Genomic DNA, 25,184 nt, shown 5'->3' with positions numbered 1-25,184 from the left:
AAATGAAAGAACCGAAAATTGGTTTAGCTCTTGGGTCTGGGGGGGCAAAAGGATTTGCTCATATTGGTGTTATAAAAGTTTTAAGGGAAAATGGTATACCGATTCATATGATTGCAGGAAGTAGTATGGGGGCATTAGTAGGTACATTTTATGCAGCTAGCTCAAACGTTGAAAGGCTGTATAAACTGGCAAATGTTTTTAAGAGGAAATATTATTTAGATTTTACGGTTCCGAAAATGGGATTTATTGCTGGAAAACGTGTCAAAGATATGATTAAAATGTTTACATATAATAAAAATTTAGAAGAGTTAGATATCCCGACGGCTGTTGTGGCTACTGACATCTTGAAGGGGGAAAAAGTAGTTTTTACAAGTGGTCCTGTTGCAGAGGCGGTGAGAGCTAGCATATCTGTACCTGGAGTGTTTGTGCCAGAAAAAATAGATGGACGATTATTGGTGGATGGTGGAGTGATTGATCGCATTCCAGTATCGGTTGTGAAAGAGTTAGGTGCCGATATTGTTATTGCTGTTGATGTATCCCCGATTAAAGTGAATGGAGAGGTTACGTCTATTTATGATGTAATTATGCAGAGTATTGAAATTATGCAACATGAGCTTGTGATGAATCGGCAAATTGCATCGGATTTAATGATGCGACCAGCTGTAGAACAATTTAGTTCACGTGCTTTTACAAATATTGAAGACATTATTCGAGTTGGAGAAGTAGAAGCTGAAAAACATGTTGCAAATATTTTTTTATTAATTGAGCAATGGAAGGAGAAACATAATGTTTAAGCGTTTTCGGTTTATATATGCAATTTTAATAGGGGTTATATTGGCGATGTTACTTGTTTACGTACGTTTACCGTATTATGTAACAAAACCAGGGATGGCGGCCAAATTAGAGCCTTACGTTCAAGTGGAGGGTGGAACGAAAGAATCTGGTGATTTTATGCTTGTTACGGTTTCAATGGGACCAGCAAATGTGGTGAATTTAATAGCGGCACAGTTTAATAAATATACACATATTTCGAAAGCGGAAGAAATATTGCAAAAAGGTGAAAGTGATGAAGAATATCAATTTCGGCAAAATTATGCGATGAAAGATTCGCAAAATGCAGCCATCTATAATGCTTATAAACGTGCAAATCGTACTGTTTCTTTTGAAAATAAAGGTGTATTGGTTGCTGGTGTAGCGAAAGGGATGCCGTCAGAAGGAAAGCTTAAACTTGGAGATGTTATCGTAGCTGTCGACGGAAAAACTTTTGAAAAGACGGAGCAATTTATTGAATATATGACAGGGAAAAAAGAAGGAGATACAGTAAATATTGAGTACAAGAGGAATGGAAAACAGTTAAAAGAAGATCTAAATGCAAAGACCATCCCAAATGGAAATGGACGCGTTGGCATAGGGGTTTCTATCGTTACGGAAAGAGAATTAGTGGTAGATCCGAAAGTGAAAATTGATTCTCATGAAATAGGCGGACCATCGGCAGGCCTAATGTTTACATTAGAAATATATAATCAACTTGTGGAAGATGATTTAACAAGAGGGCATGAAATAGCTGGAACAGGGACGATTAATGAAAAGGGAGAAATTGGACCGATTGGTGGTATTCAGCAAAAAGTGGTCGCTGCAAGTGATGCTGGTGCTGAAGTGTTCTTTGCGCCAAATGAAAAAGGTGCGGAGAAATCGAATTATAAAGATGCACTTGAGGCTGCGAAAGATATTAAAACAAAAATGAAAGTTGTGCCAGTTGATACGCTGGATGATGCATTACTGTATTTGGAAAAAATGGGCGAGAAAAAATAAACCTCTCTGAAAAAGAGAGGTTTTTTTATAGAAATTTTGCAGTTGATTCATCATAACGAATTGGGTGGTGTGTTGCATCTTGTTTTAGTAGTTGTGTTCGTAATGGTTCTTGCATGATGGAGAAATATACAGAATTGGCTTTTCTCTCTATATGTAAAATAGGATGGTCAAATGTTTTTGTATGGGTAAGGATGGGAAGTTCTATTTTTTTCTTGTTTTTTGAAAGGTAAGTTTGTCCTTTTTGTGACATGCCTAGTAGACGAATGTACGGTGCATGCTGCTCTATATTTGCGCTATGTATTTCTTCTTTTGTTGTATTTGTTAAAATGTGTGTACAAGCTCTTTGTAATCTAGTCCACGTATAACGCTTCGTTTTTAATGCTTCCATGAATGAATGGAAGGAGGAACTGGTTTGTATTTTTGATAAAATACGATGCTCTAAACCTTCTTCTATTTCATATATATGTCGTAAGTCTTCCGGAGACATCGTCATGAGTTTGTATTTGAAAAATGGAAAGTATTGTTCCCAATTATGTAAAATCCCGTAGTTTTGTTTGTAACTTGCTAAAAGAGAAGCAGTCGCTTTTGGGATAAAAGGTTTAATTTCTGCAAAAGAACTATTTTCGCTAAAAAGTTGCTTGCGAATACTAGTTGCGCTTGCAATATGTTGATCGCTAAATGTTTCATCATGATAATGAGATGCGAATCTTTTTATCGTTTGTGCTTGTATAGAACTATTTTGTAAGAAAATTGATTTCATGTATTGGAATCCTAATATGTTATTCGGTTGTGACATGTCTATGTTTTTTTCGGATGGTAAAATGTGTAGGAAGGCGTCAGATGTAGCTTTTGCGTAACTGTTACCCGCATTCATAAATTGCTTTACAAGACGATTAAAAGTCTCTTCTTCATTTTTTTGCGCAGAGATGGTGTTATGAAAATTTTCGATCTGTCCATCTTCACTACCGAAACAAATTTCAGAAACGTGTAGGGCGTTTAAAATGGAAATAGCACCATTTGCAAAGGTTTCAGCCTTTTGTGTTGAAAAGGCATATGGAAGCTCTACAACAAGGTCTACACCGCATGATAAGGCCATTTTGGTACGATACCATTTGGATAGGAGCGCTGGCTCACCACGCTGTAAAAAAGGGCCACTCATAACAGCGATTGTAATATCAGCGTGTGTTAACTTTTTTGTTTGTTGCACATGATAATCATGACCGTTATGAAAAGGGTTATATTCAACAACAATACCACTGGCTTTTATGGTAATCTCTCCTTTCGATGTAGCATCTTTTTGAAAAACGTGATACTCTATATATTATTTACTATGATGACTTCATTATAGTGTAAAGAAAAAACATTGACAAATATAAAATGGCTAGCTATAATTTTGTTTGTTGCCTTGAGGTGATATGATATGAAATGGTCCATCCATCAATTGAATAAATTGAGAAATAAAGGATTGACATTGGATGAGATGGTAGATGTAAGTGAGCTACAAGAGGTCGAGAAAGATATTCGTGAAATTAATCCTGTTCATGTAACAGGAAGGGTTGATTTTGGCTCCGGTAAGTTTACGTTCCATCTACATATAACTGGAAGCATGGTTTTACCATGTTCTCGCTCTTTAGTAGATGTGACATTACCATTTGACATTAAAACAACTGAGGTGTTCCAAACTTCACAAGAAGAATTTGAAACTGAAGCTGAAATTCATTGTTTAGAAGGAGAAGTACTTGACTTACTGCCCGTAATCAAGGAAAATATACTTTTGGAGATTCCAATGCAAATTTTCAGTGATGATGTTTCTGGTGGAGCACCGATGCAAGGTCAAGACTGGCAAGTGATTTCGGAAGAAAACAAAGAAAAGACTGTTGATCCACGATTAGCAGGACTTGCAAAGTTTTTTGACAAATAATCGGAAGACTGGTTTAGGCCTTCATATGAAAATAACTATTTCTTTTAAGGAGGTGGGAAGAATGGCTGTACCTTTTAGAAGAACTTCTAAAACAGTAAAAAGAAAGCGTCGTACGCATTTCAAATTATCAGTACCTGGTATGGTAGAGTGCCCAAGCTGTGGTGAAGCGAAATTAGCTCACCGTGTATGTAAAGCATGCGGTACTTACAAAGGTAAAGAAGTAATCAGCAAGTAATTGCGGGAAATAAACGTAGAAGATATCTTCTGCGTTTATTTTTTTTGTCTTATTCTTCATTTGTTGTATTCTATCTTTTCTAGTAACTGCATATGTTTAATAAAAAATGCATAGGGAGGACTAGAGAGATGGCGACAACAAGACAAGATGCTTGGACTGATGATGAAGATTTGCTTCTGGCAGAAGTAGTACTCCGGCATATTCAAGAAGGTGGAACGCAATTATCTGCCTTTAAAGAAGTGGGAAGACATTTATCTCGTACACCAGCAGCATGTGGATTTAGATGGAATTCTTACGTTAGGAAGCAATACAAAGAACGTATCGAAGAAGCGAAGCAACTACGTAAAGTAGAAAATTATGAAGTGAAAGAGACGAAGGTATTAGAGCCCACGTCAATTACTTTGAATGATGTTATTGATTTCTTGCAAAATTATAAAGATGAAAACTCCTTAATGGTGTTGCAACAGCAAATTGAATCGTTACAAACAGAGAGAGAGAGTCTTTTGGAGCGATTATCAGTATATGAGGAAGAATATAGAACATTGCTTGATTATATCGATCAAAAAAGAAGTGTAATGGTAGCAGAAAGAAATAGTGCTCGTTCGAATGGGAAGTTAGAAAAGTTAAAGAAATAAAAAAACAGCTGCTATGTAGCTGTTTTTTTATTTCTTATGCAGACTCTTCATTTGTAACCGCATTCAAATTTGTTTCTGGTTTCCAAACATAAAAATCACCATCGGGTACTGATACAGGCTGGAAATTTAATTTATCCCAAAAACCAGCTGAATGGATACGTGCGATCGTTTTAATTGGGAACTGTAGCCCCTTCGCATAATTTACAAGCATTTCTCCGAATCCTTGTTTTTGGAAAGTTGGTAACACTTCAAGTTTATAGAGTTCTAGGTAAGTACCTGTAATTTCGAATGGTTCCCCGCCGTTCCTTTTCATATATAGACTCATACGTGCAATTAGTGATCCGCCATAATAAATACCGTAATATGGAGATTCACTATCATTTTCAATAATATTTGCCTGTAATTCTTCTAACATGGATAGTTCTTGAGCTCCGCAACCTTTAAATTTTTTAAACTCGTCTAATGTTTTATAATTGATGAGCAAGCGCTCAACTTTTGGGAATCCCATAACATCACATCCTTTTCTTGTCTCGTTGAATGCAGAAAAGTAAAAATATTTATAATAATATTATAACTCATTTTTTTATTTTTATGAAGATTATAGTATATTTCTTTTATTATTTTTTTGAGGATTTGCTAAACTAAGAGTAGAAGTATATGAATAGGTAGTATATACATATTGAAGAAGAGGTTGCATTTGTTTGTCAAAGAGCAATGAAATTGTAAACTGTATTCATGCAATTAAGGAAGATAAAGTGAAACTGTAATCGGTGGGATTTGTTCACCTGTAGTTAATTATGATTCCGCACCAATCAGGTTTTTGCGGGATGAAAAGGGGGAGGGAAAAGGGACTTATGTATCGTGTTCATATGAGTTCCTTGTGTGAAAATGAAAATCGGAATTGTAGGACCAGGAGCTATCGGTCTATTGTATGCATTTTATTTACAAAAAAGTAAGCAAGATGTTACGTTGTTTACAAGGACAGCTAAACAGGCTGAGGAATTGAATGTAACGGGTGTAACTTGTATGAGGGAGGGGGAATGTGAAACGGTATTCCCGCCTGTTTTACCAATAGAAAGTATGCTAGATCAGAAGCTAGACTATATATTTATTGCTGTTAAGCAATATCATATAACGGACATACTGCCTTTTGTGCGAGGGGAATCCTCATTAATCTTTTTGCAAAATGGAATGTCGCATCTTCATGCTATGAAGCAAATCGGGAATGAAAATATTGCGGTTGGGATTGTAGAGCATGGTGCGAAAAAAGAAGAAAAACATATCGTTTATCATACAGGGATAGGTGTAACGAAGTTTGGAATCGTGCACGGCCAGTCTATGCAGTTTGAAAAAATATTTAATTGTTTTCCTTTTCCTCATTTTCCGATTCAAATAGAAGATGATTGGAAGAATGTTATGCACAAAAAATTAGTAGTTAATGTATGTATTAATCCTTTGACAGCATTATTACAAGTTCAGAACGGAGAGTTGATTACGAACCCATTTTTTTATCGATTGATGGAACAAGTATTTCAGGAAGTCGTCTTTCTCGTTAAAGAAGAAAAAGAAATGGTATGGGAAATGGTACGCCGCGTATGTGAAAGAACGTCTCATAATACATCATCTATGCTGGCAGATGTCAGAGCGAATAGACAAACGGAAATTGGTGCGATTGTTGGATATGTGATAGAAGAAGCTAAGAAACAGCAACGATCTGTTCCAACACTTCAATTTTTGTTCGATGCAATAAAAGGATTAGAAGTAAAAGAATAAGTGTAATTCTTTGCTTTTACGTGCAACATTGACTACAATGTGGATTGGTGAGAGAACAGGATACGAAAGGAAGAATTATATGGAGATAAAAGAGATCTCTGTTCCGCAACAAGGTGTTGTAGCGGACTATATGAACGGTAAAAAAGAGATACAGTCGTGTTTTGACTATATGTTAACAGAAGATGCTTTTAAGCAGCGTGTACATGATTTGCGTGAGAGGGAGTTTTTCCGCCAAGATTTAGTAGCGCATTTATTAGAATATAATACAAAATTACAAGCGGGAGAAGCTACGATTCAAAATGTAAAAGCGCTTGGAGATGAAAATACATATGTTGTTATAGCTGGACAACAAGCTGGGTTATTAACTGGACCACTTTATACAATTCATAAAATTATTTCAGTTTTACAGCTTGCCAGAGAAAAGGAAGAAAGTTTAGGTGTTAAAGTTGTTCCTGTTTTCTGGATTGCTGGTGAAGACCATGATATGGATGAAATTAATCATACTTTTGTAACGAAGAATAAAAAAATAAAAAAGACTATTTTTCATGATCGTAATCCGAAAAAAGCGAGTGCTTCAGAGTCTGAGCTTTCTTTGGAAGACTGTAGAAAGTGGATTGAAGAAATTTTCAAAACATACCCTGAAACGAATTTTACAAAGGATGTATTGCAATTTATTGATGATTCTTTGGGGAAATCGAATACGTATGTAGATTTCTTTGGCCATCTTATTATGAAAATGTTCGTGAATTCTGGTTTAATTCTTGTCGATTCGCATCATCCTGAATTAAGAAAATTAGAAGTGCCGTTTTTCAAGCGAATTATAGGTAAGTATAAAGAAGTGCAAGAGGGGCTTCATAACCAACAGGAAGTAATTAAAGAATTAGGATATAAACCGATTATTGAAACAAAGTATAATGCAGTGCATATATTCATGGAAATTGATAACGAGCGAGTGTTACTTGAAGATAATCAAGGAAAGTTCGTTGGGAAGGATGGAGCGTATTCCTTTTCGTATGAGGAATTGATGGAAGAGATGGAGAGAAGCCCGGAACGCTTTAGTAATAATGTCGTAACGCGCCCTCTTATGCAAGAGTATGTATTTCCTACGCTCGCGTTTATTGGAGGGCCAGGGGAATTAGCTTACTGGAGTGAATTACAACAAGTCTTCCATACTATCGGTTTCCGAATGCCACCTGTCGTTCCGCGTATTACAATCACTTATATAGAGAGGGATATTGCGACAGATTTACACGATTTACAATTGCAAGACAGTGATCCGTTTTTAAATAACGTGGATACGCTGCGTGAAAACTGGTTATCTAATCAAATAGAGGAACCGATAGATGATCGATTTGTAGAGGCGAAAAAAGAAATCATTGATATCCATACGTCATTGCAACAGTTTGTGAAGAAAATAGATCCTGGATTAAGTACGTTTGCAGGGAAAAATGAATTCAAAATTAATGAACAAATTGAACTGTTGGAAAGAATGTTGAAAAGAAATGTTGAGAAAAAACATGAAGTGCAGTTAAATAAATTCCGTCGCATACAATTTGCGCTTCGTCCATTAGGGGCGCCGCAAGAGCGTGTGTGGAATGTATGTTACTATTTAAATCAGTTCGGTTTGGATTTTGTTGATCGTGTAATGGAAAACCCGTTTTCTTGGGATGGAAAACATCATGTTATAAAACTATAGAATCTTGCTCTTAGGAGCAGGATTTTATTTTTGTCCCGTTGAATTTACTGTGAAGTGAAATTTTTCTGAATTATTAATTTAAAAACGATGGATATCGTAATTATGCAGGATACTTAAATATATGACAAAATAGCACAAAATGTAAACGTATTATTATCTTTTTCGACAGTTTTTTATTTAAATTCCCGCAAAAGATGATAAAATTTAGTATATAATAAAAGAAAATAGCGATTTGTATAGTATGCTGCCTTTGTAGGTAAGTTAAATGAGTCGTTCTTTCATAGTATTTCGTTCTCTAATCGTGAAATGTGCGTTTAGGGGAAGAGATGCATTCAACATAATTAATTGAAAAAAGAGTAGGTGCAACAATGTTTAAACACGTAACAGTGCTTTTAAAGGAAACAGTAGACGGCTTAGATATAAAGCCAGGTGGTACATATGTAGATTGTACACTGGGGGGAGGAGGACATAGTTCTTATTTATTATCCCAATTAACTGAAGGTGGAAAATTAATCGCGTTTGATCAAGATGAGATAGCGATTCAAAATGCGAAAGAAAAGTTTTCTTCATACGGTGAGCAGTTCATAACAGTAAAAAGTAATTTCCGTTATTTATCTGAAAAACTACAGGAATTAGGTATAACAGAAGTAGACGGTATTTTATTTGATTTAGGTGTTTCATCCCCGCAATTAGATACACCAGAGCGTGGCTTTAGTTATCATCATGATGCACCGTTAGATATGCGAATGGATCAAGATGCCCCCTTAACAGCATATGATGTTGTAAATAGCTGGTCATATGAGCAACTTGTAAGAATTTTCTTCCAGTATGGTGAAGAGAAATTTTCAAAACAAATAGCTAGGAAAATTGAAGCATACCGTGAGAATAAAGCTATTGAAACGACAGCGGAATTAGTAGAACTAATTAAAGAGGGTATCCCAGCTCCTGCTCGTAGAACGGGTGGACATCCTGCGAAGCGAGTGTTCCAAGCAATCCGTATTGCCGTAAATGATGAATTGAAAGTATTTGAAGAAGCGTTGGAATCTGCAATTGAGATGGTCAAGCCAGGCGGAAGAGTTAGTGTTATAACATTCCATTCTTTAGAAGACCGTATTTGTAAAACGACGTTTAAGCGAAATAGTACAACTCCACAATTGCCACCAGGATTACCGATTATTCCTGACGAATTTAAGCCGAAATTAAAGCTTATTACAAGAAAACCGATTTTACCTTCTGATATAGAGTTAGAAGAAAATAATCGAGCGCGTTCTGCGAAATTGAGAATCGCTGAAAAACGATAAAAAGGGGAGAGAGGTATGAGTAACTTAGCTGTAAAGTACAAACAACAAGCGCAAGAAGAGGTACAGATTCAAACGCCCCCACAGCAAATGGTTCAGCCAAAAGCTAAAGCGAAGATTACAAGAATCGAAAAACTGTTGTATGTAGCATTTATTGGCTTTTTATTGTATGCCTGTGTAGCGTTTATTGGAAATAAAGCAGGCCTTTATCAAGTTAATGTAGAAGCAGCGACGATAGAACAAAAGATTGTGCAGCAGCAAAAAGAGAATCAAGAGTTACAGGCTGAAGTAGAGAAGTTAAGTCGCTATGAACGAATCGCTGAAGTTGCAAAAAAACACGGGCTAGAAATTAATGCGAATAATGTGAAGGGCCTCAAATAAGGCAATAGGTGTGAAGGGAAAATGAAGAGAAATATGACTAAATTTCATACCAATAAGGGAGCAGGGTACTTTATGATTTTATTCCTCCTGCTCTTTTTGCTATTATTAGCCCGATTTTTTTACATACAAGCAACAGGAACAGTGCATAATCAGGATTTGGATAAACTCGCTCAGCAAAAACATAGTAAAGCAGGAGTTCTCGAAGCAAATCGAGGAACGATTTATGACCAAAATGGTCATGTATTAGCGCAAGATGCAAACTCTTATAAACTTGTAGCGGAATTAAAAGGTGCGAAGCCGGTTGAGAATAAAGAGGACACTGCAAAGAAAATTGCAGGAGTACTTGGAAAAGGCGAAGAGGATATTTTAGCTGCGTTAAATAAAGATAAAAGTCAAGTGGAATTCGGCAAATTAGGTAAGGGCTTGACGAAAGAACAGAAAGATCAAATAGAAGCATTAAAATTGCCAGGTATAACTTTTATTACTGAAAATGCCAGAGTATATCCAAACGGTGATTTCGCATCTTATGTCGTAGGTCATGCGAGACCTGATGATAAGGGGATTGCTATAGGACAATTTGGTTTAGAAAAGAGTTTGGATAAGTATTTAGGAGCTTCTAACGGAGAAGTAGCTTATACAGGCGATCGTAGAGGCGTATCTCTTGACGGCGGAAAAGTGAATGTAAAGGCACCTAAAAATGGAGAAAATGTATATTTAACGCTTGACCAGCGTATTCAAAGTTATTTAGAAGACGCAATGAAAGAAGCGAGTAAACATTATGAACCAGAAAGTTTAATAGGGATTGTTGCGGATCCAAAAACAGGGAAAATACTAGGGATGTCTAGTAAGCCTAGTTATGATCCGAACCAAGAGAATAATAAGTACTTTTATAATGACGCAATTGCAAATGCATTTGAACCTGGATCAACAATGAAAATATTCACGTTAGCAGCAGCTATTAATGAAGGTGTGTATAAAGGACAAGATTATTATCAGTCTGGTACATATCAAGTCGGAAACCGAAAAATTAAAGATCATAACGGCGGCGCTGGATGGGGTTCTATCACATTTGATGAAGGGGTAGAGCGCTCTTCAAACGTAGCGTTTGCGATTTTAGGGGATCAAAAACTTGGTCCAGAACGTTTCCGAAAGTATATTCATAGCTTTGGATTAGATGAAAAAACAAACATTGATTTACCTGGTGAAGGTTCAAATACAATTATATTCGATCAGCAAATACAGCAAGTAACAACAGCATTTGGACAAGGTTCTACTGTAACGCCAATTCAGCTTGTGCAAGCTGCAACTGCTATTGCAAATGATGGAAAAATGATGAAACCTTATACGGTTGATAAAATTGTAAATCCAATAACAGGCGAAGTGAAATTAGAACATAAGCCAGAAGAAGTGGGAAAACCTGTTACAAAAGAAACAGCAGCGCAAGTAAGACAGTTATTAGAACGCGTTGTTACATCGCCGAAAGGAACAGGAACTGCTTATAAAGTCGATGGTTATTCAGTTGGTGGTAAAACGGGAACAGCGCAAATTCCGGATGGAAAAGGTGGCTATATGACAGGAAGAGAGAATTATATATTCTCGTTCTTAGGTATGGCACCTATGGATGATCCGCAACTTGTTGTATATGTAGCTGTTAAACAACCGAAATTAAAAGATGATGAGAGTGGCGCACAACCTTTAGCTGATATTTTTAAATATGTAACGAAGAATAGTTTAGAGTATTTAAAGATTAAGCCTAATGAAGTAAAAGATCCGAAGAAATATGTGAAGGAACAACAAACTGCTGTTCCAGATGTAACCGGAAAAACGATGGAAGAAGCGAAAAAAGCTATTGATAAAGCAAAACTTCGTCCAATCGTATTAGGTGAAGGGAAAGTGCAGCAGCAAGTGCCGAAAGCGACTGAGCAAACATTGAAGGGTGACCGAGTCTTCTTAGTAGGAGATAAACCTACAATGCCAAATATACAAGGCTGGGCACTGCGTGATGTTATGAATTTAGCGAAAACATTAAAGCTTAACCTAAAACCTACTGGTACAGGATACGTAACTGAACAAAGTGTGGCAGAAGGAACATTGTTGCAACCTGGTACAGAGTTAGGTGTAACACTTGTACCGCCACTTGAACCACAACAAGAAGCGGAAAAGCCGTAATGGTAAAAGAGAAGAAGTTCTAATTACATAAGTACAAGCATATATTGGAACAAGCTAGGCGTAAGGGAGGCTTGTTCCAATATGCGTGTATCAAATGTAACGGTTAGAAAACGACTTATTTTTATACTCATATCAGGTATACTTATTTTCACTATCATCGATATTCGTCTTGGGTATGTGCAATTTTTTCTTGGCAATATGTTAACAGATCGTGCGAAGGATTCATGGAGTCGTAATATTACTTTTGAACCTGAACGTGGGAAAATTTTAGACCGAAATGGTGTGGAACTTGCTACGAATAAAAGTGCCCCAACTGTCTTTGTTGTACCGAGGCAAATTGAAAAACCAGCAGAGACTGCAGAGAAGTTAGCTGCAGTATTAGGTGTGGAAAAAGATGAGATTTATAAAAGAATTACAAAAAAAGAATCAATTGTAAGGTTAGATAAAGGCGGAAGGAAAATATCGCATGATAAAGCGAAAGAGGTACGAGGATTAAGTTTGAAAGGTGTTTATATCGCAGAGGACTCGATCCGGTACTATCCATTTGGCAACTTTTTATCACACGTATTAGGATTTGCAGGTAGTGATAACCAAGGTCTTATGGGACTAGAAAAATATTATGATAAAGAGTTAAATGGTGATGACGGTCATGTGCGTTTTTTTGCAGATGCAAAAGGACAAAGGATGCCTAATGTTGGTGATGATTTCAAAAAACCAGAAGCTGGTTTGAATTTAGGTTTAACAATTGATGCACGTATTAATAGAATTATGGAAAGAGAAATGAATATTGCAGAGTCGACATATAATCCAGATGGTATGATTGCGATTGCAATGAATCCGAAAAATGGTGAAATTTTAGGTATGTCGAGTCGGCCGAGCTTTGATCCAGCAGATTTTCAAAGTGTTTCTCCAGAAGTGTATAATAGAAATTTACCAGTATGGAGTACGTATGAGCCTGGTTCAACATTTAAGATCATTACGTTAGCAGCAGCCTTGAATGAAAATTTAGTAGACTTAGAGAAAGATACGTTTTATGATGATGGAGCAGCTGAAGTGGGTGGAGCTAGATTGAAATGCTGGAAAGCAGGAGGCCATGGTAGCCAAACGTTTTTAGAAGTAGTTCAAAACTCATGTAACCCAGGATTTATTGAACTTGGTGATCGTCTTGGTAAAGACCGATTGTTTAAATATATTCGTAATTTCGGCTTTGGACAGAAAACCGGAATTGATTTGCAAGGTGAAGGTAGTGGGATTTTATTTAATTTAGATAAAGTCGGTCCAGTCGAGCAAGCGACAACTTCATTCGGTCAAGGTGTTTCTGTTACGCCAATTCAACAAGTAGCGGCAGTAGCAGCGGCTGTGAATGGTGGAACATTGTATCAACCGTATATAGCTAAGGAATTTATTGATCCGAAGAACAATCAAGTTGTAAGCAAAAAGACACCTGTGGAAAAAAGAAAAGTTATTTCCAAGGAAACTTCAGAAAAAGTTCGGTATGCATTAGAGAATGTTGTAGCAAAGGGATCTGGTAAAGGTGCTTTCATTGATGGCTATCGTGTAGGTGGAAAAACAGGTACGGCTCAAAAAGTGAAAGATGGTAAATATTTAGAGAATAATTATATAGTATCTTTTATCGGCTTTGCTCCAGCGGACGATCCGGAAATTGTTGTTTATGTTGCTGTTGATAATCCGAAAGGTGTAACGCAATTTGGTGGAGTGGTAGCAGCGCCAATTGTTGGGAACATTCTTCGTGATGCACTTCCTGTTATGGGCGTGAAACCGAGAACAGAACAAGTTGAGAGAGAATATAAATGGGGCGATATACCAACGGTGGAAGTTCCGAATTTAATTGGTATGAAAAAGAAAGATTTACAGACGCAACTCGTCGATTTGAAGCTTGATATAAGCGGAGACGGAGATAAAGTTATTAAACAATCCCCAGAAGCAGGAGCTAAAGTAAAAGAGGGCTCAAAAATTAGAATTTACTTCGGGAATTAAAGGTAACCTAGTACGTTTTATGGTACAATTGGTGGAAGTGAGTTCTTTATAGAAGAGTTACTTAATTTGAGACCGTAAGAGTTTCAATTATAAATAAGTCTATTTATTAGACACAGTAGCACTTACCTCCTATTTTACATATTTAGGAGGTAACGTGTTGCTTATTAAAAAAGAGATAAATACACAATGTAGAGAGGGTTTAGTGAAATGAAGTTGCATACACTTGTATCATGTTTGCATGATTTTCCAGTTGTTCCAAAAGAAAATCCAGAAATCACATCTATAGAAGCTGATTCACGTAAAGTGAAAGAGGGAAGCTTATTTATATGTATGAAAGGATATACGGTTGATAGCCATGATTTTGCTAAGCAAGCAGCGGCACAAGGAGCGGCTGCTATTGTTGCGGAAAGACCAATTGATGTTGACGTTCCAGTTGTACTTGTGAAAAACACTTTTCGTTCGTTAGCGATTTTAGCTGATTATTTTTATGGTCAACCAACACACAAGTTACATTTAATCGGAATTACAGGTACAAATGGAAAGACAACAACATCGCATATTATGGATGAGATTATGCGCGCACATGGTCATAAAACGGGGTTAATTGGAACGATTAATATGAAAATCGGTGATGAAACATTTGAGGTGAAAAATACAACACCAGATGCACTAACACTTCAACAGACATTTTCAAAAATGGTTGAGCACGGTGTAGATAGTACAGTAATGGAAGTTTCGTCACATGCTTTAGATCTTGGTCGTGTACACGGATGTGATTACGATGTAGCAGTGTTTACAAATTTAACACAAGATCATTTAGACTATCATAAAACGATGGAAGAATATAAACATGCAAAAGGGTTGCTATTTGCACAACTTGGCAATAGTTATAATCATAATCGTGAAAAGTACGCGGTACTGAATAACGATGATGCTGTAACTCCGGAATATATGAGAAGTACTGCGGCGACTGTTGTAACGTATGGAATTGATACAACAAGTGATATTATGGCCAAAGATATCGTTATGACGAGTGGTGGAACTACATTTACGCTTGTCACACCGTATGAAAGTGTAAATGTTACGATGAAATTGATTGGGAAATTTAATGTATATAACGTATTAGCGGCAACAGCGGCAGGACTTGTTTCTGGTGTAAGTTTAGAAACGGTTATTGATGTAATCAAGCAACTAGCTGGAGTTCCGGGACGTTTTGAAGTAGTTGATGGTGGACAAAATTATACAGTTATTGTTGATTATGCACATACACCAGATAGCTTAGAGAATGTATTAAAAACAGCAAAACAGTTTGCAAAAGGCGATGTATATTGTATCGTCGGTTGTGGCGGAGATAGAGATCGAACAAAAAGACCAATCATGGCAAGTGTTGCAACAAAATATGCAACTCACGCAATTTACACTTCAGATAACCCAAGAAGTGAAGAGCCGGGGGCTATTTTAGATGATATGGTGCAGGGTGCAAATGGGAATAATTATGAAGTAATTATTGATAGAAAAGAAGCGATATACCATGCAATTGCTAACGCGAAAGCTGAAGATATCATCATTATTGCTGGTAAGGGTCATGAAACGTATCAAATTATTGGTAAAGATGTTCATCATTTTGACGATCGTGAAGTCGCTAAAGAAGCAATTACAGAGCGTTTAAACAACGAAGAGTAACAACGTGAGAGGAGGACTACATGTGCTTGAGCAAGGTTTATTAGTAACGGCTGGGGTAGCATTCTTAATTTCTGTTGCCCTTTCGCCATTGTTTATTCCATTTTTAAGGAAATTAAAGTTCGGACAGAGTATTCGTGATGAGGGACCAAAGTCACATCAAAAAAAATCAGGGACACCGACAATGGGTGGTATTGTCATATACGTATCTATGATGGTAACTTCACTTATTATGGCAATTAAATTTAATCATTTAGGTGCAGAGGTTTCGTTATTATTATTAGTGACTTTTGGCTACGGATTAATTGGATTTTTAGATGACTACATAAAGGTAGTTAAGAAGAGAAATCTTGGTTTAACATCAAAACAAAAACTAGTAGGTCAGCTTGTTATTGCTATTGCGTTCTTTTTAATTGGAAAAGGGCAAGCGTTCCACACATACATCATGATTCCGGGAACAGACGTTAAGTTTGAACTAGGTTGGGCGTATTTTGTACTTGTATTATTTATGCTTATTGGTGGATCAAATGCAGTTAACTTAACTGACGGTTTAGATGGTTTATTATCAGGAACAGCTGCTATTGCATTTGGAGCGTTTAGTATTATTGCAGTCGCACAAGAGCAATTTGGAGTAGCTATATTCTGTATGGCAGTTGTAGGAGCTGTACTTGGATTTTTAGTATTCAATGCAAATCCAGCGAAAGTGTTTATGGGAGATACAGGTTCTTTAGCTTTAGGTGGAGCCATTGCAGCTGTAGCGATTTTATTAAAACAAGAATTACTACTTGTAATCATTGGTGGAGTATTCGTAATGGAAACTTTATCTGTTATTATTCAGGTCATTTCTTTTAAAACAACAGGAAAACGTGTCTTTAAAATGAGTCCATTACACCATCATTATGAATTATGTGGTTGGTCAGAGTGGCGTGTTGTTGTGACGTTTTGGTCTGTAGGATTTTTATTAGCTGTGTTAGGAATTTATATCGGGGTGTGGATGTAATTGAAAACTGTAACTGAATTTCAAAATAAAAATATTCTTGTATTAGGCATTGCAAAAAGTGGTTATGCAGCAGCGACGCTGTTACAAAAATTAGGGGCAAATGTTATTGTAAATGACGGAAAGCCTTTAGCGGATAATGTACTTGCTGCAGAATTACAAGCAAAAGGAATGGACGTTGTATGCGGTGGTCATCCTTTAGAATTGTTAGAGAGAAATATTTCTCTTGTAGTAAAAAATCCAGGAATCCCGTATTCTAATCCAATATTAGTAGCTGCGAAAGAAAAGCAAATTCCGATTGTTACGGAAGTGGAATTAGCATATCGTATTTCAGAAGCTCCATTTGTTGGGATTACGGGGTCTAACGGTAAAACGACGACGACAATGCTTACATTTGAAATGCTAAAAGAAGGACAAAAGCATCCTGTAATTGCAGGGAACATTGGAACTGTAGCGTGTGAAGTAGCACAGGATGCAAAAGAAAATGAAGTTGTAGTTACAGAACTTTCATCTTTCCAATTGATGGGAGTAGAATTGTTCCAACCTAAAATTGCTGCGTTTTTAAATTTATTTGAGGCCCACTTAGATTATCACGGGACGAAGAAGGAATATGGTTTAGCAAAAGCAAATATCTTTAAAAACCAAACAGAAAATGATTATAGTGTAATAAATGCAGATGATGCAGATGTGATGGCTTTATCTGCTTATAGTAAAGGGCAAAAAGTACTATTCTCGACAACGAAAGAAATTGAAGATGGTGCGTGTATAAAAGAGAATGCTCTTTATTTTAAAGGTGAAAAAGTTGTTGAAGTAGGCGATATCGTTTTACCTGGTCAACATAATTTAGAAAATATTTTAGCAGCGATGAGTATCGCAAAATTATTGGGTGTTTCTAATGAAGCGATTACGGCGGTGTTAAAACGTTTTACAGGTGTAAAACATCGTTTAGAATATGTAACAACTATTAACAATCGTAAGGTTTATAATGACTCAAAAGCAACGAATATGTTAGCGACTGAGAAAGCTTTATCTGCGTTTACACAACCGATTGTGTTATTAGCAGGTGGGCTTGATCGTGGAAATGAATTCGATGATTTAATTCCGTATTTCAAAAATGTAAAAGCAATTGTGACATTTGGACAAACAGCTCCAAAATTAGTAAGAGCTGCAGAAAAAGCGGGATTAGATACAATTGAAAGTGTCGATACTTTAGATGAAGCTGTAGTGAAAGCTTATGCTCATTCTACAGATGGCGATGTAATCCTTCTTTCTCCAGCATGTGCAAGCTGGGATCAATTTAAAACATTTGAAGAAAGAGGAGACATTTTTATACAAGCTGTGCATAAACTTATATAAAGTAAATCAAAACATCAGTAGGCTAACACCTACTGATGTTTTGTTACATAGGCAAAAGTTTCTGCCTAAAGAGGTGGTGTTTATGGGTAATGAAGAAAACGCCTGATTTTATTCTCATCATCGTTACACTTGCGTTGTTAACAATCGGAATGATTATGGTGTATAGTGCGAGTGCGGTTTGGGCCTCTTATAAAATGGGGGATTCATTCTTTTTTGCAAAAAGGCAATTACTATTTGCAAGTCTAGGTGTAGTGGCTATGTTTTTTATTATGAAGATTGATTATTGGGTGTGGCGTACGTATTCAAAAGTAATTTTGCTAGTTTGCTTCATTCTTCTTATTCTTGTTCTTATTCCTGGAGTAGGACTTGTTCGAGGAGGAGCGCGAAGTTGGATTGGAATCGGGGCATTTTCCATTCAACCGTCAGAATTTATGAAGTTTGCGATGATTATTTTTTTAGCGAAGTTTTTAGCGGAACGACAAAAATTAATTACCTCTTTTAAACGTGGCTTACTACCAGCACTAGGTTTTGTATTTCTTGCTTTTGGAATGATTATGTTACAGCCAGATCTTGGGACAGGAACGGTAATGGTTGGGACATGTATCATCATGATATTTGTCTCGGGAGCAAGGGTCTTTCACTTTGCAATGTTTGGTTTGCTTGGTGTAGCAGGATTTGTAGGGCTAATTGCATCAGCACCGTATCGGATGAAACGTATTACATCATATTTAGATCCGTGGTCAGATCCGCTTGGAAGTGGATTTCAAATTATTCAATCGTTACTCGCAATTGGACCTGGTGGATTATTCGGGCTCGGACTTGGACAAAGTAGACAAAAGTTTCTTTATTTACCTGAACCACAAACAGACTTTATATTTGCAATCTTATCTGAGGAATTAGGTTTTATTGGTGGTTCATTTGTGTTATTATTATTTAGTCTGTTATTATGGCGTGGGATTCGTATAGCTTTAGGAGCGCCAGATTTATATGGTACGTTTTTAGCAGTAGGTATTGTGGCGATGATTGCGATTCAAGTAATGATTAATGTTGGTGTTGTAACAGGATTGATGCCTGTTACGGGTATTACTTTGCCGTTTTTAAGTTATGGTGGATCAAGTTTGACATTAATGTTAATGGCAGTAGGTGTATTATTAAATATAAGTCGCCATTCTCGCTACTAAACCCTGTTTTATAAGACAGGGTTTTTCGTATGTGCAAGAAGAAACATGATGTATATAGAAATAAATACGACTGAAATCAGAAAAGAGAAGCGGAGGAGTTAGTAGTGCGTGTATTAGTAAGTGGTGGGGGCACTGGAGGTCATATTTATCCGGCTCTTGCTTTAATAAGAGAAATAAAAAAATTAAATCCGGAAGCAAGGTTTTTATATATTGGTACGGAGAGTGGATTAGAGAGCACAATCGTTCCAAAAGCAGGTATACCGTTTCAATCTATTGTTATAAGTGGATTTAAGCGTAAAATATCGTTAGATAATGTGAAAACGGTGATGCGTTTCCTAAAGGGTGTACAAGATAGTAAACGATATATTCGTCGTTTTAATCCGGATATTGTGATTGGAACGGGTGGATATGTATGTGGACCAGTTGTATATGCTGCGGCAAAATTAGGTATTCCAACTATTGTACATGAACAAAATAGTGTACCTGGTGTAACGAATAAATTTTTAAGCCGCTATGTTGATAAAGTTGCAGTTTGTTTTGAAGCGGCTGCAGAACATTTTCCACAGTCAAAAGTGGTAATGACAGGAAATCCACGAGCATCAGAAGTAATGGATCAGAATGGAATGAAAGGAAAACGTTCCGTAGGTTTATCTCTTCCTAAAAAGTCCGTACTTATTTTTGGTGGAAGCCGTGGGGCTAGACCAATTAACGATGCTTTCGTTGAGGCAATTGAACAGTTTGGAAATAAAAGTTACGAAATATTGTATGTAACCGGTGAAGTTCATTATGATAAAGTGATGGAAGCTGTGAAGCAAAAAGGGAATCCGAATAATGTTATTATTAAACCTTTCATTCATAATATGCCAGAGGTACTTACAGGTGTAGACCTTGTTGTTTCAAGAGCGGGGGCAACAACACTTGCAGAATTAACAGCGCTAGGTAAGCCAAGTGTGTTAATTCCGAGTCCTTACGTAACAAATAACCATCAGGAAAAAAATGCGCGTTCTGTTGTCGATAAAGGAGCAGCAAAAATGTTACTTGAAAAAGATTTAACAGCAGAAACGCTTATTCGTGATATTGATGAAATTTTATTAGATGCACAAACATTACAAAATATGAAGCTGGCTGCGGCACAATTAGGTATTCCAGATGCAGCAAATAAGCTGTATGAAGTAATGAATAAGCTTGTAAAAAAATAACGTTAGGTGAACGCCCTGCATACTACTGTAATAAGGATAATTAGTATGGGGGAGATTGTTTATGGAGCAATTAGTAAATGAGCTTATAGAAGCAAATGTTGGTCGCGTGTTAGTGAATGAAGCATTAGCGCGTTATACCACTATGAAAATAGGTGGACCAGCTGATATTTTAATTGTGCCAAAGCATGTTGCCGGTATTGAAAAAACGTTGCAGTTAGTAAAAAAATATAAAACAAAGTGGACAGTAATTGGTCGCGGTTCGAACCTTCTTGTATCTGATCTAGGTATAGAAGGTGTCGTTATTCGTTTAGGAGAAGGATTAGACCACTTAGAAGTCGAAAAACATAGAGTAAGAGTTGGTGGTGGGTATCCCCTTATTAAATTATCAACTTTACTTAGTCGTCAAGGGTTATCCGGTCTGGAATTTGCCAGTGGTATTCCAGGAAGTGTTGGTGGTGCAGTGTATATGAATGCAGGAGCACATCAATCGGATATATCAAACATATTATCAAAAGCTCTTATTTTGTTTGAAAACGGAACAATTGATTGGTTAACGCATGAAGAAATGGGGTTTTCCTATCGTACTTCTGTATTGCAAACGAAACGTCCTGGTATTGTTTTGGAAGCTGAGTTTCAATTGCAGGTAGGAGAGCGTGAAGGAATCGTAAGCGTCATGCAAAAGAATAAAGACTACCGCCGTGAAACACAGCCGTGGAATCATCCTTGTGCAGGAAGTATATTTCGGAACCCAATTCCATACTTTGCAGGAAACTTAATAGAAAAGGCGGGGCTTCGTGGTTATCAAATAGGCGGAGCTCAAATTTCTGAAATGCATGGGAATTTTATTATTAATACTGGGGGAGCCAGTGCGCAAGATGTCTTATCTTTAATTGCATTCATAAAACAAACAATCAAGGATAAATTTGGCGTAGAAATGCATACAGAAGTAGAAATCATTGGAAGATAACGGTTATTCGTTCCGCTCATTATCATTTATGTTATAATAAGAAGATAAGAACGGCATGAGGAACATGCCGTTCTTTATGTTACGTAGGGGGATCGTACATGAAAAATAGTAAAGTGATTAAACTACAGGATCGTGTACCAAAGTTAAAAAATCAACAGAAGAAAAACAAGAAAAATGTTAATCATCGGTTGATTTTATACATATCAATTTTATTTTTATTAGTGCTCTTTTTAATTTACTTTCGGTCTCCACTAAGCAATATCAAAAAGATAAGTGTGTTTGGAAATCATTATATGACAGATGAACAAGTGATGAAAGAATCAGGTGTGACGTATGATACAAGTTATTTCCGAGTGACAGCACATAAAGCAGAAGAAAACCTAACGAAACGAAAAGAAATTAAAGCGGTAAATGTAAAAAAACGTTTTCCAAATAAAATTGATGTTCATATTGAAGAATATTTAACGATTGGTTATATAAACAAAGATGGGAAATTACAACCGTTATTAGAGAACGGGAAAACACTCGATGTACTTCCGAACGGAAAACTCCCTGTTGCAGCGCCAATTTTTGAACCTTTTAAAGAGGAGAAAATGAAGGAGTTAATTGCTGAGCTTGAAAAATTAACACCAACTATTTTAAGATCTATTTCTGAGATTCGTTATTCACCGACGAATGCGAATGAAGATCATCTTACTTTATATATGAACGAAGGATACGAAGTGAGCACTACGATTCAAAATTTCGCAAAGCGTATGGAAGCTTATCCGCTTATCCTAAAAACAATTGAGCCGGGTAAAAAGGTATTAATTGACTTAGAAGTAGGGGCATATACGAAAGAATTAGGAGCGGAAGAAAAAAAAGAATAGAAAGATAGTTTTCACTACGTCATGGTAGAAAAAACGAAACGAATGTTCTGCTTGATGCATCTGAATTTACAAGAATGGTTCATTTGATGAAAAAGATGTAAAAATTCTTAGATTCATACTAGGATTGGTACAAGTTTCACTTTTCTATGAGTACATCTTAGTGTAGACTTATACTTGGCGGTAATCTTTACACTTGAAATAGAATTATTTCAAGATAAGCAGTTATTCACAGTTTACTGCGATATTCTTAAATGAATGTTAAATAAAAATAAGAAAAATATAGGGTTAAAAAAGGGAAACGTATAAAGACGTTGAATATTTTTCTTATAAATAGTAAAGTTGCGATTGTTGTTCCATATATTGAGTTGTATGGTATAAATAAAGAAGGAGGTGCCAAAGAATGAACAGCAATGAAATATATGTTAGTCTTGACATCGGTACATCCAATGTTAAAGTCATCATTGGTGAAATGGTTAATGACAGCTTAAACATTATTGGTGTTGGAAATGTAAAATCAAATGGTTTAAAGAAGGGATCGATAGTTGATATAGACGAGACTGTTCGATCAATTAAAAAAGCAATTGAACAAGCTGAGCGCATGGTGGGAATCCACATTGAGCAAGTTGTAGTAGGTGTCAATGCAAACCAGGTACAGCTACTTCCTTGTCATGGAGTAGTCGCTGTTTCAAATGAAGATCGTGAAATCGGGAATGAAGATGTCTTACGCGTTCTAGATGCAGCACAAGTTGTGTCAATTGCTCCAGAACGTGAGTTTATTGATGTGGTACCTCGACAGTTCATTGTAGACGGTCTTGACGAGATTAACGATCCACGCGGGATGATCGGTGTAAGATTAGAAATGGAAGGTACACTTATAACAGGCTCGAGAACTTTACTACATAACCTACTTCGTTGTGTAGAAAAAGCAGGTCTTGAAATAGTTGATATTTGTCTTCAACCTTTAGCGGCTGCAACAGTTGCTATATCTTCAGATGAAAAACATAGAGGAGTAGCCCTTGTTGATATGGGGGGAGGATCTACAACTTTATCTATTTTTAAAGATGGAGAGTTACAAGCGACGAGCGTATTACCGTTAGGTGGAGACCATATAACGAAGGATATTGCGATTGGGTTGAAAACTTCAACAGAAAATGCAGATCAAATTAAGTTGAAATATGGACATGCTTTTTATGATACAGCATCTGAAGAAGAGATGTTTACGGTTCCTATTATGGGAAGCGATCAAACAGAACAATATTCTCAGTTGGAATTATCGGATATAATAGAGGCTCGTGTAGAGGAAATTTTAATGTTTGTTCAAGATGAAGTGCGTAAGTTAGGAGTAAAGCAAGTAGCTTCTGGTTATGTACTAACTGGTGGAATTGCTTCTATGCCTGGTGTTCTTGATCTTGCATATGATATTTTACATGAAAATGTTCGTATAGCGACTCCTGATTATATTGGTGTGCGTGAGCCCCAATATACAAGTGGAGTAGGATTAATTAAACATTCTTATCAAAAAGCTAAATTACGTGGAAAAAATGTGCAGGAAAAGCAAGAACATTTTGAACCAGTACCAGCACCAGCACCAACGCCGGTACAACAGCAACCTGCGAAACAAAAAACTCGTAATCAAAACAATAATAATCAAAATGATGACCGTATGATGTCAAAAGTAAAACGTGTATTCCGTTATTTATGGGATTAAAATTGGACACGAAAAATGAGGTTCTAGGGGGATTTCGACATGTTAGAGTTTGATACTACTCAAGATCAATTAGCGAATATAAAAGTTATCGGTGTCGGCGGTGGCGGAAACAATGCTGTAAACCGTATGATTGAACACGGTGTACAAGGTGTAGACTTTATCGCTGTGAATACTGATGCACAAGCATTAAATCTATCAAAAGCTGAAACAAAAATGCAAATTGGTGGAAAATTAACACGTGGACTTGGTGCAGGTGCAAACCCTGAAGTAGGGAAAAAAGCTGCAGAAGAAAGTAAAGAACAGATCCAAGAAGCACTTCGTGGTGCAGATATGGTCTTCGTAACTGCTGGTATGGGCGGCGGAACTGGAACTGGTGCAGCTCCAGTTGTTGCCCAAGTTGCAAAAGAATTAGGTGCATTAACAGTTGGTGTTGTAACACGTCCATTTACATTTGAAGGACGCAAGCGTGCAACACAAGCAGCATCTGGTATTGCGGCATTTAAAGAAAATGTAGATACACTTATTGTAATTCCAAATGATCGCTTATTAGAGATTGTTGATAAAAATACGCCGATGTTAGAAGCATTCCGTGAAGCAGATAACGTATTACGTCAAGGTGTTCAAGGTATTTCTGATTTAATTGCAACACCAGGTTTAATTAACTTAGACTTCGCAGACGTAAAGACAATTATGTCTAATAGAGGTTCTGCTTTAATGGGTATTGGTTCTGGTAATGGAGAAAATCGTGCTGCTGAAGCTGCGAAAAAAGCGATTTCTAGTCCATTATTAGAAACATCTATTGATGGAGCTCAAGGTGTTATCATGAATATTACGGGTGGAGCTAACTTAAGCTTATATGAAGTACAAGAAGCGGCAGACATTGTAGCTTCAGCTTCAGATCCAGAAGTAAATATGATCTTCGGTTCTGTTATTAATGAAGGATTAAAAGATGATATCGTTGTAACTGTAATTGCAACTGGTTTTGATGATAGTGCTGCGACGCAGCCACCAAAACCAATTATCCGTCCGACTGCGAATCACACGCAACAACAGCAACAGCAAGTAGCTCAACCTTCAAAACAACGTGAAGTTAAGCGTGAAATGAAACGTGAAGAGCCGGTTGTGCATGAGCGTCATACAGATTCAGATGACATCGATATTCCAGCATTCTTACGTAACCGTCGTAGACGATAAAAGAAAAGGAGCTTTCATGCTCCTTTTTTGTTTTATAAAGGAAAAAGATCTGCTAAGCAGGTCTTTTTTTATTTTATATATTTCGATTTATCCAGCTGTTTTTCGGGCAGTAAGC

22 protein-coding genes are annotated in these 25,184 nt (G+C 36.7%); 20 read left to right on the top strand and 2 right to left on the bottom strand.

Going from position 1 to position 25,184, the window contains the following annotated elements:
- Positions 1 to 2: 2 nt before the first annotated feature.
- Both MHB74_RS19215 and MHB74_RS19210 read left to right on the top strand, forming a co-directional pair.
- A complete protein-coding gene (locus MHB74_RS19215) occupies positions 3 to 794 on the top strand; it encodes a patatin-like phospholipase family protein (RefSeq protein WP_061678258.1) in 792 nt (263 codons plus the stop codon).
- Positions 787 to 1,812: a SepM family pheromone-processing serine protease gene (locus MHB74_RS19210; protein ID WP_061678257.1), complete on the top strand. Its 1,026-nt coding sequence runs from the start codon at positions 787 to 789 to the stop codon at positions 1,810 to 1,812. The genes MHB74_RS19215 and MHB74_RS19210 overlap by 8 nt, the downstream gene beginning before the upstream one ends.
- A gap of 25 nt (positions 1,813 to 1,837) precedes the next feature.
- Here the strand turns inward: MHB74_RS19210 and MHB74_RS19205 are convergent, their stop codons facing one another.
- The gene (locus MHB74_RS19205; protein WP_168216093.1) at positions 1,838 to 3,079 is read right to left on the bottom strand and encodes a nucleotidyltransferase; all 1,242 of its coding nucleotides are present in this window, start codon (positions 3,077 to 3,079) and stop codon (positions 1,838 to 1,840) included.
- A gap of 153 nt (positions 3,080 to 3,232) precedes the next feature.
- On the opposite strand from MHB74_RS19205, the gene MHB74_RS19200 reads away from it, so the two are divergent.
- The 3 genes from MHB74_RS19200 to MHB74_RS19190 all read left to right on the top strand — a co-directional run bounded on the left by MHB74_RS19200 (position 3,233) and on the right by MHB74_RS19190 (position 4,603).
- Complete coding sequence (locus tag MHB74_RS19200) at positions 3,233 to 3,733, top strand: YceD family protein (RefSeq protein ID WP_061678255.1); 501 nt, start codon at positions 3,233 to 3,235, stop codon at positions 3,731 to 3,733.
- 61 nt (positions 3,734 to 3,794) lie between these two features.
- Positions 3,795 to 3,968: a 50S ribosomal protein L32 gene (gene rpmF / locus MHB74_RS19195; protein ID WP_001984764.1), complete on the top strand. Its 174-nt coding sequence runs from the start codon at positions 3,795 to 3,797 to the stop codon at positions 3,966 to 3,968.
- A 128-nt stretch (positions 3,969 to 4,096) separates the two neighbouring features.
- Complete coding sequence (locus tag MHB74_RS19190) at positions 4,097 to 4,603, top strand: RsfA family transcriptional regulator (protein WP_061678254.1); 507 nt, start codon at positions 4,097 to 4,099, stop codon at positions 4,601 to 4,603.
- Positions 4,604 to 4,637: 34 nt separating this feature from the next.
- Here the strand turns inward: MHB74_RS19190 and MHB74_RS19185 are convergent, their stop codons facing one another.
- Positions 4,638 to 5,111, bottom strand: coding sequence for an N-acetyltransferase (locus MHB74_RS19185; protein WP_061678253.1), 474 nt, complete (start codon positions 5,109 to 5,111; stop codon positions 4,638 to 4,640).
- Between the two features lie 374 nt (positions 5,112 to 5,485).
- On the opposite strand from MHB74_RS19185, the gene panE reads away from it, so the two are divergent.
- From panE to ftsZ, 15 genes are all read left to right on the top strand, one after another.
- Positions 5,486 to 6,376 (top strand): 2-dehydropantoate 2-reductase, encoded by an 891-nt coding sequence (panE, locus tag MHB74_RS19180; protein WP_081110250.1) that lies wholly within the window; start codon positions 5,486 to 5,488, stop codon positions 6,374 to 6,376.
- Positions 6,377 to 6,455: 79 nt separating this feature from the next.
- Positions 6,456 to 8,072, top strand: coding sequence for a bacillithiol biosynthesis cysteine-adding enzyme BshC (bshC, locus tag MHB74_RS19175; protein ID WP_061678252.1), 1,617 nt, complete (start codon positions 6,456 to 6,458; stop codon positions 8,070 to 8,072).
- Between the two features lie 368 nt (positions 8,073 to 8,440).
- On the top strand, positions 8,441 to 9,373 hold the full coding sequence (rsmH, locus tag MHB74_RS19170) for a 16S rRNA (cytosine(1402)-N(4))-methyltransferase RsmH (RefSeq protein ID WP_061678251.1): 933 nt from the start codon (positions 8,441 to 8,443) through the stop codon (positions 9,371 to 9,373).
- Between the two features lie 15 nt (positions 9,374 to 9,388).
- Positions 9,389 to 9,751, top strand: coding sequence for a cell division protein FtsL (gene ftsL / locus MHB74_RS19165; protein ID WP_000067081.1), 363 nt, complete (start codon positions 9,389 to 9,391; stop codon positions 9,749 to 9,751).
- Between the two features lie 21 nt (positions 9,752 to 9,772).
- The gene (locus MHB74_RS19160) at positions 9,773 to 11,920 is read left to right on the top strand and encodes a penicillin-binding protein (RefSeq protein ID WP_081110249.1); all 2,148 of its coding nucleotides are present in this window, start codon (positions 9,773 to 9,775) and stop codon (positions 11,918 to 11,920) included.
- An 81-nt stretch (positions 11,921 to 12,001) separates the two neighbouring features.
- Positions 12,002 to 13,918 (top strand): stage V sporulation protein D, encoded by a 1,917-nt coding sequence (locus tag MHB74_RS19155; protein WP_061678249.1) that lies wholly within the window; start codon positions 12,002 to 12,004, stop codon positions 13,916 to 13,918.
- A gap of 207 nt (positions 13,919 to 14,125) precedes the next feature.
- The gene (gene murE / locus MHB74_RS19150; protein WP_061678248.1) at positions 14,126 to 15,601 is read left to right on the top strand and encodes a UDP-N-acetylmuramoyl-L-alanyl-D-glutamate--2,6-diaminopimelate ligase; all 1,476 of its coding nucleotides are present in this window, start codon (positions 14,126 to 14,128) and stop codon (positions 15,599 to 15,601) included.
- A 22-nt stretch (positions 15,602 to 15,623) separates the two neighbouring features.
- Complete coding sequence (gene mraY, locus MHB74_RS19145; RefSeq protein WP_000893058.1) at positions 15,624 to 16,598, top strand: phospho-N-acetylmuramoyl-pentapeptide-transferase; 975 nt, start codon at positions 15,624 to 15,626, stop codon at positions 16,596 to 16,598.
- Positions 16,599 to 17,951 (top strand): UDP-N-acetylmuramoyl-L-alanine--D-glutamate ligase, encoded by a 1,353-nt coding sequence (gene murD / locus MHB74_RS19140; protein WP_061678247.1) that lies wholly within the window; start codon positions 16,599 to 16,601, stop codon positions 17,949 to 17,951.
- 89 nt (positions 17,952 to 18,040) lie between these two features.
- The gene (spoVE, locus tag MHB74_RS19135) at positions 18,041 to 19,132 is read left to right on the top strand and encodes a stage V sporulation protein E (RefSeq protein ID WP_000753515.1); all 1,092 of its coding nucleotides are present in this window, start codon (positions 18,041 to 18,043) and stop codon (positions 19,130 to 19,132) included.
- 104 nt (positions 19,133 to 19,236) lie between these two features.
- Positions 19,237 to 20,331 carry an undecaprenyldiphospho-muramoylpentapeptide beta-N-acetylglucosaminyltransferase gene (murG, locus tag MHB74_RS19130; RefSeq protein WP_061678246.1) on the top strand — a complete coding sequence of 365 codons (1,095 nt, stop codon included), beginning with the start codon at positions 19,237 to 19,239 and terminating at the stop codon, positions 20,329 to 20,331.
- 61 nt (positions 20,332 to 20,392) lie between these two features.
- Positions 20,393 to 21,298, top strand: a complete 906-nt coding sequence (gene murB, locus MHB74_RS19125; protein WP_061678245.1) for a UDP-N-acetylmuramate dehydrogenase — start codon at positions 20,393 to 20,395, stop codon at positions 21,296 to 21,298.
- A 98-nt stretch (positions 21,299 to 21,396) separates the two neighbouring features.
- A complete protein-coding gene (gene divIB / locus MHB74_RS19120) occupies positions 21,397 to 22,167 on the top strand; it encodes a cell division protein DivIB (protein WP_000798232.1) in 771 nt (256 codons plus the stop codon).
- Between the two features lie 400 nt (positions 22,168 to 22,567).
- Complete coding sequence (gene ftsA, locus MHB74_RS19115) at positions 22,568 to 23,875, top strand: cell division protein FtsA (RefSeq protein WP_001087544.1); 1,308 nt, start codon at positions 22,568 to 22,570, stop codon at positions 23,873 to 23,875.
- 39 nt (positions 23,876 to 23,914) lie between these two features.
- A complete protein-coding gene (gene ftsZ, locus MHB74_RS19110) occupies positions 23,915 to 25,069 on the top strand; it encodes a cell division protein FtsZ (protein WP_000888981.1) in 1,155 nt (384 codons plus the stop codon).
- The last annotated feature ends 115 nt before the right edge of the window (positions 25,070 to 25,184 follow it).

The sequence above is a fragment of the Bacillus sp. FSL K6-0069 genome, from assembly GCF_038007785.1.
Lineage (GTDB): Bacteria > Bacillota > Bacilli > Bacillales > Bacillaceae_G > Bacillus_A > Bacillus_A mobilis.
This window is presented reverse-complemented; position numbering and strand designations above follow the sequence as displayed.